Genomic DNA, 15213 nt, shown 5'->3' on the forward strand with positions numbered 1-15213 from the left:
GTTCGGCGGGGGTCACCACCTCGGCGGGCGGACCCGCCGGGCGGGTCGCGGCGCGCCGGCGGCGGCGCGGCGCAGGGGTCGTCGGTTCAGAAGATTCAGAGGTGGCACCGGTGGGTGCGTCCGAATCGAGCATGTTGCTCTCCTCACGCGGCGGGTCGCCCCGCCGTACGGTAGGTCGCGCGACCAGGACGAACGCCCTTGGCGCGACGAAGCTTGCGATCTGGGGGTACCCGCCGCGGTCGATCGACTCGTCGCGGCCTGGTGCCCCGATCGGACACCGAATGGCATCCGATCCGGCCTCCATTCTTCCACACGGACCGGGCAAACCCCAGCGATACGCGCCGACGCAGCCTCGCCACGTCCCGGCGCGGGCTCAGTCCGCGGGGCGCTGCTCGAACGGACCGACGATCCGGCCGTCCTCCAACCGGCCCTGCGCGAGCCGGGTCAGCACCGGCGGCTCGGCGGGCGCGAACCCCGCGTCCACGCGGGTGAGCGCCTGCAGCACGTCGTCGGGACGCACCAGCGGCGTGCCGTGGGTGAGCACGACCCGCAGCCGTCCGGGCTCGACGAGCGTCAGATCGGCGATCGCCGCGCGGGCGTCGAACGCGCGCATGCCGGTCTTGGTCATCCGCTCGACCTCGAGGTGCTCCGCCGCCAGCAGGGCGGCCACGGCCGCGGCCAGCGCGTCCGGGTCGGCCCCGGGCAGCGCGATGCCCCACGCGGACGCGGTGAGCCGGTCCGCGAGCGGACCCGCCGCCTCGACCACCTCCACGATCGCCAGTCCGCCCGGCATGGCGGCGTTCAGGGCCGCGGCGACCTCGTCCGGGTCGACGCGCTCGCTCAGGCCGATCTCGAGGTACTCGGCCTCGGTGGCGGCGCCCGTCGGCGAGGCGTTGGCGAAGGACACCCGGGGGTGCGGGTTGAAGCCGGAGCTGTACGCCATCGGGACCCCGGCCCGGCGCAGCGCGCGCTCGAAGGCACGGGCGAAATCGCGGTGCGAGGTGAAGCGGGCCCGGCCCCGCTTGGCGTAGCGGACCTGCAGTTTCTGCACCGGCGGTGCCTGCTGCTCGGGCTGGCGTCGGGCGCTGTTCGTCACGGTGGCTGAGCCTAGCCGAGCCTATCCAGGCTTGCGGGTGCCGGGTAGGGTGCCTGAACCATCGCGGTGTGCGACCAACGATCAGGAGGTGCGCCATGGCGCGACCGGCACCGGACGCCGACCCGGGCGACGCCCGCCTGGAGATCGTCGAGCCGTCGCGGGCGGCCGCCGGCGTCCCGGCGGTGCTGCGGGCCCTGCGGATGGCCACCGAGCAGATGGGGGTGCCCCGCGCCGCGCTGACGCTGACCGCCGTGAACCAGAAGTCGGGCTTCGACTGCCCCGGCTGCGCCTGGCCCGATCCCGACCACCGGCACGCCGCCGAGTTCTGCGAGAACGGCGCCAAGGCCGTCGCCGAGGAGGCCACGCTGCGCCGGGTGACCCCCGCCTTCTTCGCCGAGCACCCCGTCGCCGACCTCGCCGAGCGGTCCGATCACTGGCTGGGTCAGCAGGGCCGCCTCACGCACCCGATGCTGCTGCCCGAGGGCGGCACGCACTACGAGCCGATCGGCTGGGACGAGGCGTTCGACCTGATCGCCGCGGAGTTGGCCGCCTGCGACAGCCCCGACGAGGCCACCTTCTACACCTCGGGCCGGACGTCGAACGAGGCGGCCTACGCCTACCAGCTCTTCGTGCGGCAGTGGGGCACCAACAACCTGCCCGACTGCTCCAACCTGTGCCACGAGAGCTCCGGCGTCGCCCTCACCCAGACGCTCGGCATCGGCAAGGGGACGGTGACGCTCACCGACGTGGAGACCAGCGATCTGGTCATCGTCGCCGGGCAGAACCCCGGCACCAACCACCCGCGGATGCTGTCCGCGCTGGAGCGCACCAAGCGCAACGGCGGGCGGATCATCGCGCTGAACCCGCTGCTGGAGCCGAGCCTGACGCGGTTCAAGAACCCGCAGACGGCGCGCGGCGTGCTCGGCCCGGGCACGGACCTGTCCGACGACTACGTGCAGGTCCGGCTCAACGGCGACCTGGCCTTCTTCGCGGGGCTCAACCGGATCCTCATCGAGCGGGGCGCGCTGGACGAGCCGTTCATCGCCGACCACACCCGCGGCTTCGACGCGGTCGCCGCGCACCTGGCGGGGCTGGACTGGGCCACCATCGAGGCGCACGCCGGGGTCGACCGGGCCACGATCGAGCGCGTCGCCGACCAGGTGGTCGCGGCGGACTCCGTCATCGTGTGCTGGGCGATGGGGCTGACGCAGCACCGCAACGCGGTGCCGACCATCCGCGAGATCGTCAACTTCCTCCTCCTGCGCGGCAACGTCGGGCGGCCCGGGGCGGGCGCCTGCCCGGTCCGCGGGCACTCCAACGTGCAGGGCGACCGCACCGTCGGCATCAACGAGCGCCCGCCGGCCGCCTTCCTGGACGCGCTGGAGCGCCACCACGGCGTCCGGATGCCGCGCGAGGACGGCCACGACGTCGTCGCCGCCATCCGCGCGATGGACGCCGGCCGGACGCGGGTGTTCCTCGGCCTGGGCGGCAACTTCGTGCGCGCCACCCCCGACACCGCGCGCACCGAGCGCGCGCTGCGGCGGACCGCCCTGAGCGTCCACGTCTCCACCAAGCTCAACGGCAGCCACGCCGTCACCGGACGCCGGGCCCTGATCCTGCCCACCCTCGGACGCACCGAGCGGGACGAGACCGGCGGCCGCGAGCAGTTCGTCACGGTCGAGGACTCCATGGGCATGGTGCACGCGTCGCGCGGGCGGCTCGCGCCCGCCTCCGACCAACTGCGCTCCGAGGTCGCGATCGTCACCGGCCTCGCCGAGCGGGTCTTCGGCCGCTCCCCCATCGACTGGGCGGCGCTCGGCGAGGACTACGCCCGCCTGCGGGACGCCATCGAGGCGGTCGTGCCCGGGTTCGACCGCTACGACGAGCGCGTCCGGCTGCCCGGCGGGTTCGCGCTGCCGAACGGCCCCCGCGACGCCCGCCGCTTCGACACCGGTTCGGGCCGCGCCGAGTTCACCGTGAACCCGCTCACCGCGGTCGAGGTGCCGGAGGGCCGGCTGCTGCTGCAGACGGTCCGCAGCCACGACCAGTTCAACACGACGGTCTACGGCATGGACGACGTGTACCGCGGCGTGAAGGACGGCCGCCGCGTCCTGTTCGTCAACGAGGGCGACCGCCGCGCGCTCGGGTTCGCGAACGGCGACCTGGTCGACGTGGTGTCGGAGTGGCGCACGGACGCGGGCGTCGAGGAGCGGCGCGCCCCCGCCTTCCGGCTCGTCGACCACGCCACGGCGCCCGGCTGCGCCGCAGCGTACTTCCCCGAGACGAACGTCCTGGTCCCGCTGGACTCCACCGCCGAGGAGTCCGGCACGCCCACCTCGAAGTCCATCGTGGTGCGCCTCGAACCCGCCGCGGACCCCCGCGCGGTCCCGGTGAAGTAGGTGGCGCCCGGCATCGTGCGGCGTCCCGTCACCGTCGTCGGGGACGCCCCGCCCCGCGCCGCCGACTCGGTCGCCGTCGAGGAGCCGCTGGAACTGCGCTCCGGCGGCCGCGTCCTGACCCTGACGATGCGCACGCCGGGCCACGATCTGGAGCTCGCGCACGGCTGGCTGCACGCCGAGGGCTACATCGCCGAGCGCTCCGACGTCCTGACCGCGCGGTTCGCGCGCAGCGAGCCCGAGGACGCCACCCTCGCCACGCCCGGCTACAACGTGCTGGAGGTGACGCTGGCCGGCACGCTCCCGCCCCCGCGCAGCGTCACGGTCACCAGCAGCGCCTGCGGGGCGTGCGGCTCCGCGTCGCTGGACGCCCTGGTCCGGCAGGGTCGCTTCGACGTCGCCGCGGACGCCACCCAGCTCGACGCCCGCGTCCTGGTGGGGCTCCCGGCCGCGCTGCGCGAGCACCAGCACGGCTTCGCCGGATCGGGCGGCCTGCACGCCGCCGGGCTGTTCACCGCGACGGGTCGGCCGCTGGTCGTCCGCGAGGACGTCGGCCGCCACAACGCCGTCGACAAGGTGATCGGCTGGGCGCTGCTGCAGGAGTCGCTGCCGCTGCACGGCGTCGTCCTGCAGGTGAGCGGGCGGGCGTCCTTCGAGCTCGTGCAGAAGGCCGTGCGGGCGGGCCTGCCGGTGCTGTCGGCGGTCTCGGCGCCCAGCTCGCTCGCGGTCGACCTGGCCGAGCGCGCCGGGATGACGCTGGCGGGCTTCGTCCGCGAGGGGCGCGCGACGCTCTACACCCGCCCCGACCGCGTCCGCGCCTGAGCCTCCCGCAGGCGAACACCGTTGCCCGATGGCCGCTGCACTAGCCTGCTGGGGTGTCCGACTTCATCTTCCGCACCGTGCCCACCAGCGTCCCCGTGACGCCCGAGATGCGCGCCTGGCAGGACGCCGTCCGCCTCGGCTTCGGCATGTCCGACGGCCCCGACGAGGCCTACGACCACTGGGCCGTCGACGTGGTGGCCGACGGCTACCGCCTGGACGCGGCCTACGCGACGCCGCCCGCCCTCGCGCCGGTGGCCGAGCTCGAGCAGCCCGTCGCCACGTTCGCGTCCGGGGCCAAGACCGTCAACGTCGGCGGCGGACGCCTCGAGCCCGCGCTGTTCATCAGCGAGGTCACCGTCCGCACCACCCATCGCCGGCGCGGGCTGCTGAAGCGCCTCATGCTGGACGCCCTCACCCGGGCGAAGGCCGACGGGCTGGCGCTGGCGACCCTGACGGCGTCCGAGGGCGCCATCTACGGACGCTTCGGCTTCGGCATCTCCACCGAGCACCGCTCGGTGCGCCTGGACACCGGCCCCCGCCTCGCCTGGTCGCGCGAGGTCGAGCCCCGCGTCGTCCTGACGCCGGCCGCCGACTCCCAGGCCGTGCGGGAGGAGGTGTTCGCGCGGTTCCACGCCCGGACGCGCGGGTCGCACGAGCGGCCGCACTTCTACGCCAAGTCCAAGACCGGCGTGTGGGAGTACGACACCGACAGCGCGCATCGCGAGTTGCGGGTGGCGGTGCACTGGGACGCCGACGGCGCGCCCGACGGCGTGCTCACCTACGCGGTGAACGAGTCCGAGCAGAGCGTCCGGGTGTGGGACTTCGTGACGGCCGGCGCCGAGGCCGAGCTCGCCCTGTGGCAGTACCTGGGCTCGATCGACCTGGTCACGGGCGTGGTCTTCCGGCACCTCGGGCCCGACTCTCCGCTGCGGTGGGCGCTGGCCGACCCCCGCGTCCTGACCACGACCGGGGTCGAGGACTACACGTGGACGCGCCTGCTGGACGTGCCGGGGGCGCTGCAGGCCCGCGGGTGGGACGCCGACGGCGAGGCGCGCCTCGAGGTCATCGACCCCCTGGGCTTCGCCGCGGGCACCTGGCGCGTCGCCGCCTCGGCCGGGCGGGCCGAGGTCACGCGCAGCACCGACGCGCCGCTGCGGGTCGAGGCGCGGGCGCTCGGCAGCCTGTACTTCGGCCTCGCCGACGCCCGGGCCCTCGCTCAGGCGGGGCAGATCCACGGCCCCGACGACGAGGTCGCGCGCCTGGCCGCGCTGTTCCGGACCGACACCGCGCCCTACAACCTGGCCGCCTTCTAGGGCTGCAGCCGCTCCGGCGCGGACCCGGCGTCCGAGGCCGGCTCCTCGCGGGCGGCCGGCCTCGCGGCGGCGTCGAGCTCCCGCACCTCCGCGGGTCGGGGCGCGTGGGCGCCGGCCCGGCGCACCGTGAGCGCGCTGGTCAGGGCGGCCTGCCGCAGCGGCACCGCCACGTCCTCCCACCGGGCGTGCCGGAGCCGGGCGCGGGCCTCGGGGCCGCCCAGCAGGCCAAGATCCCACAGGCCCGCCAGCAGGCCGGCCATGAACGAGTCGCCCGCCCCGACGGTGTCGGCCACCTCGACCGCCGGCGCGGCCACCTGCAGCGCCGTGTCGTCGTGGGCCAGGCGGGCCAGCGCGCCGTCCGCGCCGCGGGTCATCACGACCAGGGCCGGGCCGCGACGCGCCCAGGCGGCGAGCACGGCCGCGGGGTCGGCACCCGGGTACAGCCAGGCGATGTCCTCGTCGCTGGCCTTGACCACGTCGCTGAGGGCGATCAGGTCCTCGATGCGGGCGCGTACGGCGATGGGCGAGCCCATGATCGCGGGCCGGGCGTTCGGGTCGTAGGACACCGTCGCGCCGGCCCGCAGCCGCGCCACCTCGGCGGCCACCCGGCGACCGCCCGGCTCGACGGTCGCGGCCAGGCTCCCGGTGTGCACGTGCCCGATGCCGGACGCCGCGGGCAGCGCGGGGACGTCCCAGGACAGGTCGAAGGTGTAGCGGGCGTGCCCGCCGGCGTCCACTCGGGCCTGGGCGACCGGCGTCCGCTCGGCGCCGTCGCTGCCGGCGACCACCCGGACGCCGGCGGCGCGGGCGGCCTGCGCCAGCCGGTCCCCGCGGGCGTCGCGCCCCCACCAGGACGCCAGCAGCGTGTCGACGCCGAGCGCCGCCGTGCCGGCGGCCACGTTGAGCAGGCTGCCGCCCACGTGCTCGACGGGCTCGCGGCCCTCGCGGAGGACGACGTCGATGAGCGCCTCGCCGATGCACAGCAGCGCCGGATCCGGGGTCATGCCGCCCACCCTAAACGCCGTCGCGGGGCCGCGTCAGGCCCGGAGCCCACCGAGCCCCGGTCCCGTACCCCGACAGGGCCGGACGGTCAGGCCGTCGCCTCGTCCCCCTGCGCGCGCAGGTGCCACGTCCAGCCCAGGGCGCCCAGCAGGGTGAAGCCGACCGCGCTCGCCGCGAGGCTCGGCAGGCTGAAGGCGACCGCGGGGGCGACGAACCCGGCGATGATGGCGTTGAAGAACAGTTGCACGAACGACTGCACCGAGCTGGCGGCGCCCCGGGTGTGCGGGAACTCGGCGAGCATCTCCAGCGTGACGGTGGGGACCGTCAGGGCGATGCCGAAGGTGTAGATCGGTAGCGCCAGCACGATCCACGGCAGGTGCTGGGTCGCGGGCACCATCGCGAGCAGCACGTTGGCCAGCCCCCCGATCAGCGCGACGCGGAAGCCGAGGGTGGCGACCTGACGGCCCGGGATGCGGCCCGCGAGGCGTCCGCTCATCCAGGAGCCGGCCACCATGCCGCCGATCAGGGGCACGAAGAGGTGCCAGAAGTCCTGCTCGCCGCCGCCCAGCAGCGTCACGATGAACATGGGCGCCGACGAGATGAACAGGAACATGCCGGCGAAGTTGAGCCCGCCGATCGCCGCGAGCCGGCGCCCATTCGGCGTCCGAAACACGGCCCACAGGCTGCGCAGCAGCGGCCCGACCCGCAACGGCGTGCGGTCTGCGGCCGGGTGCGACTCCGGCAGCGCCACCAGCGTGAGCGCCACCAGCGCCACGCCGAGGGCCGCCAGGAACCAGAAGATGCTGCGCCAGTCGCCGCCGATCAGCAGCCAGCCCCCGACGATGGGGCCAGGGCGGGCGCCAGCCCGAAGATCATCGCGATCTGCGCCATGACGCGCTGCGCCCGCTCGCGGACGAACAGGTCGCTGACCATCGCGCGGGAGATGATCTGGCCCGCGCCGGCGCTGGCGCCCTGCACGGCGCGCAGGATCAGCAGCCAGGTCAGGTCGGGCGCGAGCGCGCAGCCGACCGAGGCCAGCGCGTAGACGCTCAGGCCGGCGACGATGACGGGCTTGCGGCCCAGCGCGTCCGACAGCGGGCCGTGGAACAGCGACATCACCGCGAACGACAGCAGGTACACGCTCAGGAGTTGCTGCAGGGCGAACGGCGTGACGTCCAGGTCCACGGCCATCTGCGCGAACGCCGGGAAGATGGTGTCGATGGTGAACGGGCCCACCATGCCCAGCCCGGCCAGCGCGACCAGCAGGACAGGCTGCGGGGGCATGCGAGGCGTTTGTGGCATCGCGCGATTCTGCCAGGGTTCGGGTCCTCTCCCCCGCGGCGCCCGAGGCGCGACCCTCGACACGCCGTGGCAGTAGTCCCGTGGTCCCCCCTCACGGGCCCCGACGTCGTGCTAGGGTCATACATGAGCTTCCGCTCAGCAGGGTTGCTACCCGTTTCCGGGGCAAGACCTGAGGTGACGCACGTGTGCGCATCTCAGGTCTTTTTTGCGTTCGGGGGCGGCGACGGAACACGAAAGAACAGGAACCATCATGACAACCAACCCCACCCGATCCGCCGCGCAGGCGATCGTCGATGAGGTCGGCGGGCCCGACAACATCGAGAGCCTGACGCACTGTGCCACCCGGCTCCGCTTCCAACTGCGGGACGCCTCCAAGGTCGACCCGGCCAAGATCGACCAGATCCCCGGCGTCATGGGCGCGGTCCCCCAGGGCGGGGACCGATTCCAGGTCGTCATCGGGGGCGCCGTCCAGAGCGTCTACTCCGACATCATGAACCTCCCGAGCATGGCGAAGGCGGGCAGTCCGGCCCCCCAGTCCGACGCCGACGTCAAGGCCGCCGCCCGCTCGAAGGCGCGCGGCAAGGTCTGGTGGCTCGACGCCTTCTTCGAGTACCTGTCCGACTCGTTCCGGCCGCTGCTGGGCGTCCTGCTCGGCGCCTCGCTCATCATCGCGTTCACCGCGGTGCTGGACGCGCTCGGCCTGGTGGACTTCCGCGCCGCCGACAAGCCCGCCGCCTGGGTGTTCGTCGACGCCATGTGGCGCGCCGTGTTCTACTTCCTGCCGCTGATGGTGGCGTACAACGCGGCCAAGAAGCTGAACGTCGACCCGTGGGTCGGCGCCACGATCATGGGCGCCCTGATGACGCCCGAGTTCATGAAGCTGAACAACCCCGACAGCGGCGTCCCCGGCGTCCTGTGCACCGTGAACGAGACGCTGGGCACCAACCAGTGCGTCGCCGACGTGTTCGGCCTGCCGCTGCAGCTCAACGACTACGGCGGCCAGGTGTTCGTGCCGCTGATCATGGTCGCGCTGCTCGCGCCGCTCTACAAGGGCCTGAAGAAGGTCTTCCCCGAGAACGTGCAGATGGTGTTCGTGCCGTTCATCTCGATGGCGATCATGATCCCCGTCACCGCGTTCCTGCTCGGCCCGCTGGGCATCTGGCTCGGCAACGGCCTGGGCTTCGGGCTGGCCTGGCTCAACACCAACGCGCCCATCGTGTTCGCGATCCTGATCCCGTTGATCTACCCCTTCCTCGTCCCGCTGGGCCTGCACTGGCCGCTGAACGCCCTGATGCTCATCAACATCAACACGCTGGGCTACGACTTCATCCAGGGCCCCATGGGCGCGTGGAACTTCGCCTGCTTCGGCGCCACCGCCGGCGTGCTGGTGCTGTCGATGCGCGACAAGGACGTCCAGATGCGGCAGACCGCGACCGGCGCGCTGGCCGCGGGCCTGTTCGGCGGCATCTCCGAGCCGTCCCTGTACGGCATCCACCTGCGGTTCAAGCGGATCTACCCGCGCATGCTGGTCGGCTGTCTGACCGGCGGTCTCATCATCGGCATCCTGGGCGCCGGCATCGGCGGCGTGAAGACCAACGTGTTCGCCTTCACCTCGCTGCTCACCATCCCGGTGTTCGACCCGATCTGGATCTACGCGATCGCCATCGCCGCCGCGTTCTTCGTCGCGATGGCCCTGGTCATCGTGTCCGGCTACAAGGACCCGGTCGCCGTCGAGCAGCTCGAGTCGCCGATGGCCGGCCCCGAGCTCCTGGCCCCCGCCGGTGCCGGCGCCGCGGCCGTGGCCGCCCCCGCCGCGGCCGCCGCGGTGGACGCCCACAAGGGCGCGCAGCTCGTCGTCGGCTCGCCGATGGCCGGGCACGTCATCCCGGTGACCGAGGTCGAGGACAAGGTGTTCGCGTCCAAGACCCTCGGCGACGGCGTCGGCATCCAGCCGACCGGCGCGCAGGCGCAGGTGCACTCCCCCGTGGCCGGCAAGGTCGCCACGGTCACCAAGACCGGGCACGCGTTCGGCATCAAGACCGACACGGGCGTCGAGGTGCTGGTGCACGTCGGCATCGACACGGTCCAGATGAAGGGCGAGGGCTTCGACGTGGCCGTCACCAAGGGCCAGGAGGTCGCCGAGGGCGACCTGCTCGTCACGGTCGACCTCGACAAGGTCCGCGCGGCCGGGTTCGACACCACGACGGTCGTCACCATCACCAACACCAAGGCGATGAGCTCGGTCACCCCGCTGACCGGCGACACCGTCGCGGTGGGCGGCCCGATCATCGACGTCACCCGCTGACCGACCCCCCTCGGCAGCCCGTGGTCACCGCGGCCACGGGCTGCCGCGCGTCCCGGCGATGTCGCCGCGTCCCCCCGGGGCGCGGACGCCACCGCTACCGTGGTGCTCACCCGCCGCGGCGTCCCAACGGCGGCCAGCGCCGCCGCCACACCAGCTGAGGAGGATCGCAGGGGTCCCATGAAGGTACTGCGCGTCTTCAACAACAACGTCGTGCTCGCCCGCGACGCCTCCGGGCAGGAGGTCATCGTCACCGGCCGCGGCATCGGCTTCCAGACCGGGGCCGGCAGGACGATCGACCCGGCCAGGATCATCCGGGTGTTCGTGCCCAGCGACGGGCGCGACCCCGACCACCTCGCCGAACTGCTGGCCGGCGTCCCACCCGAGACCATCCAGTTGGTCTCCCACACGCTGACGCAGATCGGCATGGGCGAGCAGGCGGCGCACAGCCCCACGCTCGTGATCGCCCTGGCCGACCACATCAACTTCGCCGCCCACCGGGTCGCTCGGGCCTGGTCGTGGAGTATCCGCTGCGCGCCGAGGTCACCCACCTCTACCCCGACGAGGTCGAGCAGGCCCGCCGGATCCTGCAGGCCGTCAACGCCGAGCTGGAGCAGCCGCTGCCCGCCTCGGAGGAGATCGCCCTGGCCCTGCACCTCGTCAACGCCGGCATGGCGAGCGGCGACCTCACGTTCACCTACCGGATGACCGGGGTGATCCACCAGATGGTCGCGGTGATCGAGGCCGAGTACGCCCTCGAACTCGAGCACGACACGGTGAGCGTGGGCCGGTTCATCACGCACCTGCGCTACCTGTTCGTCCGGGTGGCGCAGCACAAGCAGCTCACCTCGGACGCCTCCCCCATCGGCGCGGCCATCCGCGGCACCTACCCGGAGGCGACGGCGGTCGCCGAGCGGCTGGCGGGCATCATCGAACTCCGCCTCGGCGACGAGCTGACCGCCGACGAGGTGTCCTACCTCGCCCTGCACGTGGCCCGCATCGCCGAGGGACGCTGACGACGGCAGGACCCCGGCCCGGCGCTCAGCGGGTGAGGCGCTCCAAGGTCACGATCACCGACTCGTACGGCCGCCCCGTCGCGTGCTCCATGCCGAGCTCGCAGGTGCGGTTGCCCGACACGAAGCCGGCCTCCCCGGCCACGGGCTGCGCCAGCCGCTCGGCGACCTGGGCGACCTCCTCCTCGGTCGCCGTGGCGGTCAGCTCGGGGTGCAGCATGCCGCGGTCGCCGGCGAAGGCGCAGCAGGTGGCGCTGACGGGCACGAAGACCTCCTCGCTCACCGCACCGGCCAGCGCGGCGAGGTCCTCGGTGATCCCGAGCGTGTTCATGGAGCACGTCGGATGCACCACGGCCAGGCCGAGCGCGCGCGCCCGCGGCAGGTCGGGCAGCAGCACCTCGCGCGTCCAGCGCAGCACGTCGACGATCCGCAGCTGGGCGTGCCGCGTCGCCCGCTCCGGGTCGAGCAGTTCGACGATGTCGTGCGCCAGGCCGAGGGTGCAGCTGGAGGCGTCCACCACGATGGGGAGGCGTCCGCCCTGCGACCAGGACCACATCCGGTCGAGCACGCGGGCGGCCATGATCCGGTTGCCGTCCTCGAGTCCCTTGGAGTGCCAGACCGTGCCGCAGCACAGCCCCTCCACGTCGTCGGGCAGCCACACCGGATGACCGGCGCGGTCGGCCAGGGCGACGAACGCCTGGGAGACGGTGGTCGGCTCGGCGGCGGCCTTCGAGGCCCCGAAGATCCGGTTGATGCAGGCGGCGAAGAACACGGCCTCGGCACCGTCCCTGGTGGTCGCGGGCAGCCGCGGCGCCGGGCCGGGCAGCTCGGCGACCCAGCTCGGCACCAGCTCCTCGCCGCCGATCCGGCGCCCGACGCTGGTCAGCGCGGACAGACCGCGGTCGCCGACGACCGGACGCAGCAGCTGCGCGGCCCGCAGCGCGAACCGGCCGGCGACCTCGGCGGCGCCCCAGTGCCGCGCGAGCTGGACGCCGACGCCCTGGGCGAGCGGGACGGAGCCGTCGCGGCGCAGCTCCTTCATCACCCTGCCGGTGTCGATGTCGACGGGGCAGGCGATCGCGCACGACGAGTCGCCCGCGCACGTGTCCACCGCCTCGTAGGCGTACTCGTCGGTGATGCGCTGCGCCACGGGGCCGGTGTAGCCCTGCCGCGCCAGCTCGCGCTGCAGCACGATTCGCTGCCGCGGCGTCGAGGTGAGGTGTCGCGACGGGCAGACCGGCTCGCAGAAGCCGCACTCGATGCACGGGTTGAGGTGGTCGTGGATGGCGGGCATCGACTTGAGGTCGGTGAAGGCGGCCTCGGGGTCCTCGTTGAGGAAGACGCCGGGGCCGAGCAGCCCGGCCGGGTCCAGCGCCCGCTTGACGCGCCACATCGCCGCCACGGCGGCCTCGCCCCATTCGCGGCCGAGGTAGGGGGCCATGTTCCGCCCGGTGCCGTGTTCGCCCTTGAGCGAGCCCTCGTAGCGGTCGACGATCAGGTCGACGAGATCCTCCATGAACGCGCGGTAGGACGCCAGCCGCGCGTCGTCGGTGGCGTCCAGGTAGAGGTAGAAGTGCAGGTTGCCCGCGGACGCGTGCCCGTTGACCGCCCCCACGAAGCCGTGCGTGACCAGGAGCCGCTGCAGGTCGACGACGGCCTCGGGCAGCCGCTGTGGCGGCACCACCACGTCCTCGGTGATCAGCGCCGTGCCGTCGGGGCGCGACGCCCCGATCGAGGGCAGCATCCCCGACCGGAGCCGCCAGTACACGGCGGCCTCGCGCGGGTCGCGCGTGGTGAGCGGCTCGCCCATGGCGACGACCGTCGGGGTGACGATGGCGGCCAGGTCCGCCTCGAACCGCTCCAGGGCCGCCTCGTCGGTGGCGCGCCGCTCGGTGAGGATCGCCGCGTCCGTGGCGTCGGTGGCGAGCTGATCGATCCAGGCCGGGGTGCCGGCGCGGCCCTGCAGCGAGCGCAGCGAGGCGGCGTCCATCAGCTCGACGGCCTGGGCATCGGCGTCGTTCAGCGGGGCGACGACCGCGGCCGCGGTGGCGACGTCGGGGAACCGCAGGAACGCGGTCGACCGCATCGGGCCGGTCTCCAGCGTGCGCCAGGTGGTGTCGACCACGGCGCCGAGCGTCCCCTCGGACCCCACCAGCAGCAGCGTGAGGATGTCGGCGGGCCGGTCGGCGTCCAGGAAGGCGTCCAGGCGGTAGCCGGAGGTGTTCTTGATGGCGAACTTGCGCCGGATCAGGGCCGTCAGCTCCGCGTCGGCGCGCAGGTCGTCGCGGATCGCCTCGAGCGCGGCGTGCAGCTCCGGCTCGTCGGCGCGCAGCCGCGCGTCGGCGTCCGGGGCGCCGGTGTCGACGACGGTGCCCGAGGCCAGGACCGCGACCAGCGAGTCCAGCGTGGTGTAGCTGTTGTAGCGGGTGCCACAGGTCATCCCGGACGCGTTGTTGGCCAGCACGCCGCCGATCGTGGCGGCCCCCGAGCTGGCGGGGTCGGGGCCGAGCATCCGGCCGCGGCGGGCCAGCAGCGCGTTGGCGCGGGCCAGGATGACGCCGGGCTGGGCGCGCAGCCGCGCCCCGTCGTCCAGGACGCTCACGTCGCGGAAGTGCTCGCGCATGTCGACCAGGACGTCGTCGCCCTGGGACTGGCCGTTCAGGCTGGTGCCGCCGGCGCGGAACGTCACCCCGCGTCCGGCGCGGCGCGCCGCCGCCAGAACGGTGCGGAGCTGCTCGGGGTCGCGGGGCCGCACGACGACGCGCGGCAGCAGCCGGTACGGGCTGGCGTCCGAGGAGTACCGGATGAGGTCGCTCGCCGAGGTGAGGACGTCGTCGGCCCCGAGCAGGCGCGTGAGCTCGGCCGCCAGCGGGTCCAGCGCGCCGTCGAGCACCTCGGGGCCCAGGGCGTCCGGCGCGGCCGGAGCGGGGCGGTGCCGCAGCGCCCGGCGCGCCCGCTTCGAGGCGGGCGGTCCCTCGGTGCGGGAGGGCCGGCGGACGCGTTCACGGTGGCGGACATGCCCCCCATGCAAGCACATCGGACGCCGTCCCCGCGCCGCCCACGCGGGGACGCCCGTCCGCGGAATCAGGCCGGGTGGTCGATGGTCTCCTGCAGCGCCGCGCGCATCTCGGCGACGTCGAACGTGGCGGGCGGCCAGGTCGGGTCGAGGTCCTCCAGCGTGCGCGTCAGGATCTCGGTCACCGCCAGCCTCGCGTACCACTTCTTGTCCGCCGGGACGACGTACCACGGCGCCTGCTCGGTGCTCGTCCTGGCGAACACGTCGGCGTAGGCCTCCTGGAAGGCGGGCCACTTGCTGCGGGTGTCGATGTCGCCGGGGCTGAACTTCCAGTACTTGTCGGGGCGCTCCAGCCGCTCCATCAGGCGGGCGCCCTGCTCGTCGTAGGACACCATCAGCGCCACCTTGACCAGCGTGGTGCCCGACTCGATCACCTTCTGCTCCCAGGCGTTGATCTCGTCGTAGCGCCCGCTCCACACCTCGCGGGGCACGAGCTCGTCGACGCGCACCACGAGGACGTCCTCGTAGTGGCTGCGGTCGAACACGCCGATGCGCCCGGGCGGCGGCAACTGCTTCTCGATGCGCCACAGGTAGTGGTGCTCCCGCTCCTCGGGGGTCGGGACGCCGAAGCTCGCCAGCTTCACGCCCTGGGGGTCGACCATCCCCATCACGTGGCGCACGATGCCGCCCTTGCCCGCGGTGTCGAGGCCCTGGAGGACCAGCAGCACCGACCGGTTCCCGCCGCTGCGCCCCTCGGCGAACAACCGCTCCTGCAGTTCGGACATCTCCTCCCCGCGCCGCGCCATGTACTCCTCGCCGCCGTCGCGGTCCCCCTCCCAGCCGGGCTGGCCGTTGCGGTCGAACGCCGCGAGATCGAAATCTGGTCCGGCCTTCAGCGCCTCGCGCGGGTCGGTCCTCCACTGTTGCTTCGCCATGGCGGCATCCTTGCTC

Annotated in this window: 9 protein-coding genes and 2 pseudogenes; 6 read left to right on the top strand and 5 right to left on the bottom strand. The window is 73.6% G+C overall.

Annotated elements, in window-relative coordinates; translation table 11 throughout:
* Positions 1-373: 373 nt before the first annotated feature.
* The gene (locus tag G7070_RS01045) at positions 374-1096 is read right to left on the bottom strand and encodes a TIGR03936 family radical SAM-associated protein (protein ID WP_166231198.1); all 723 of its coding nucleotides are present in this window, start codon (positions 1094-1096) and stop codon (positions 374-376) included.
* 95 nt (positions 1097-1191) lie between these two features.
* Between G7070_RS01045 and G7070_RS01050 the strand changes: the two genes are divergently transcribed.
* The 3 genes from G7070_RS01050 to G7070_RS01060 are packed head-to-tail and all read left to right on the top strand — an operon-like array spanning position 1192 to position 5627.
* Positions 1192-3495 (top strand): FdhF/YdeP family oxidoreductase, encoded by a 2304-nt coding sequence (locus G7070_RS01050; protein ID WP_166231201.1) that lies wholly within the window; start codon positions 1192-1194, stop codon positions 3493-3495.
* Entirely contained in the window at positions 3496-4314 is an 819-nt protein-coding gene (fdhD, locus tag G7070_RS01055; RefSeq protein ID WP_166231204.1) for a formate dehydrogenase accessory sulfurtransferase FdhD, read from the top strand.
* Between the two features lie 53 nt (positions 4315-4367).
* The gene (locus G7070_RS01060; protein WP_166231207.1) at positions 4368-5627 is read left to right on the top strand and encodes a GNAT family N-acetyltransferase; all 1260 of its coding nucleotides are present in this window, start codon (positions 4368-4370) and stop codon (positions 5625-5627) included.
* On the opposite strand, the gene G7070_RS01065 is transcribed toward G7070_RS01060, so the two are convergent.
* Positions 5624-6631, bottom strand: a complete 1008-nt coding sequence (locus tag G7070_RS01065; protein WP_166231210.1) for a PfkB family carbohydrate kinase — start codon at positions 6629-6631, stop codon at positions 5624-5626. The genes G7070_RS01060 and G7070_RS01065 overlap by 4 nt on opposite strands.
* Before the next feature lie 86 nt (positions 6632-6717).
* Positions 6718-7931 (bottom strand): annotated as a pseudogene (locus tag G7070_RS19705) (multidrug effflux MFS transporter).
* Positions 7932-8181: 250 nt separating this feature from the next.
* Between G7070_RS19705 and G7070_RS01075 the strand changes: the two are divergent.
* From G7070_RS01075 to G7070_RS17470, 3 genes and pseudogenes are all read left to right on the top strand, one after another.
* A complete protein-coding gene (locus G7070_RS01075; protein ID WP_166231213.1) occupies positions 8182-10236 on the top strand; it encodes a glucose PTS transporter subunit IIA in 2055 nt (684 codons plus the stop codon).
* Positions 10237-10413: 177 nt separating this feature from the next.
* A pseudogene (locus G7070_RS19710) lies at positions 10414-10509 on the top strand (CAT RNA binding domain-containing protein); the annotation flags it as partial.
* 242 nt (positions 10510-10751) lie between these two features.
* Positions 10752-11249 (top strand): PRD domain-containing protein, encoded by a 498-nt coding sequence (locus tag G7070_RS17470; RefSeq protein ID WP_206079879.1) that lies wholly within the window; start codon positions 10752-10754, stop codon positions 11247-11249.
* Between the two features lie 25 nt (positions 11250-11274).
* Here G7070_RS17470 and G7070_RS01085 read toward each other — a convergent pair whose 3' ends face one another.
* Positions 11275-14283, bottom strand: coding sequence for an FAD-binding and (Fe-S)-binding domain-containing protein (locus tag G7070_RS01085; protein ID WP_166231217.1), 3009 nt, complete (start codon positions 14281-14283; stop codon positions 11275-11277).
* A 47-nt stretch (positions 14284-14330) separates the two neighbouring features.
* The gene (locus tag G7070_RS01090; RefSeq protein WP_166231220.1) at positions 14331-15197 is read right to left on the bottom strand and encodes a PPK2 family polyphosphate kinase; all 867 of its coding nucleotides are present in this window, start codon (positions 15195-15197) and stop codon (positions 14331-14333) included.
* Positions 15198-15213 lie beyond the last annotated feature (16 nt).

The organism is Propioniciclava coleopterorum, assembly GCF_011393335.1.
In the GTDB taxonomy this organism is placed as follows: Bacteria; Actinomycetota; Actinomycetes; order Propionibacteriales; family Propionibacteriaceae; genus Propioniciclava; species Propioniciclava coleopterorum.

Excerpts from the sequence above, each read along its gene's own strand:
- G7070_RS01050 (WP_166231201.1), top strand. The coding sequence starts at position 1,192 with ATGGCGCGACCGGCACCGGACGCCGACCCGGGCGACGCCCGCCTGGAG.
- G7070_RS01065 (WP_166231210.1), bottom strand. The coding sequence starts at position 6,631 with ATGACCCCGGATCCGGCGCTGCTGTGCATCGGCGAGGCGCTCATCGAC.
- G7070_RS01075 (WP_166231213.1), top strand. The coding sequence starts at position 8,182 with ATGACAACCAACCCCACCCGATCCGCCGCGCAGGCGATCGTCGATGAG.
- G7070_RS01085 (WP_166231217.1), bottom strand. The coding sequence starts at position 14,283 with ATGTGCTTGCATGGGGGGCATGTCCGCCACCGTGAACGCGTCCGCCGG.
- G7070_RS01090 (WP_166231220.1), bottom strand. The coding sequence starts at position 15,197 with ATGGCGAAGCAACAGTGGAGGACCGACCCGCGCGAGGCGCTGAAGGCC.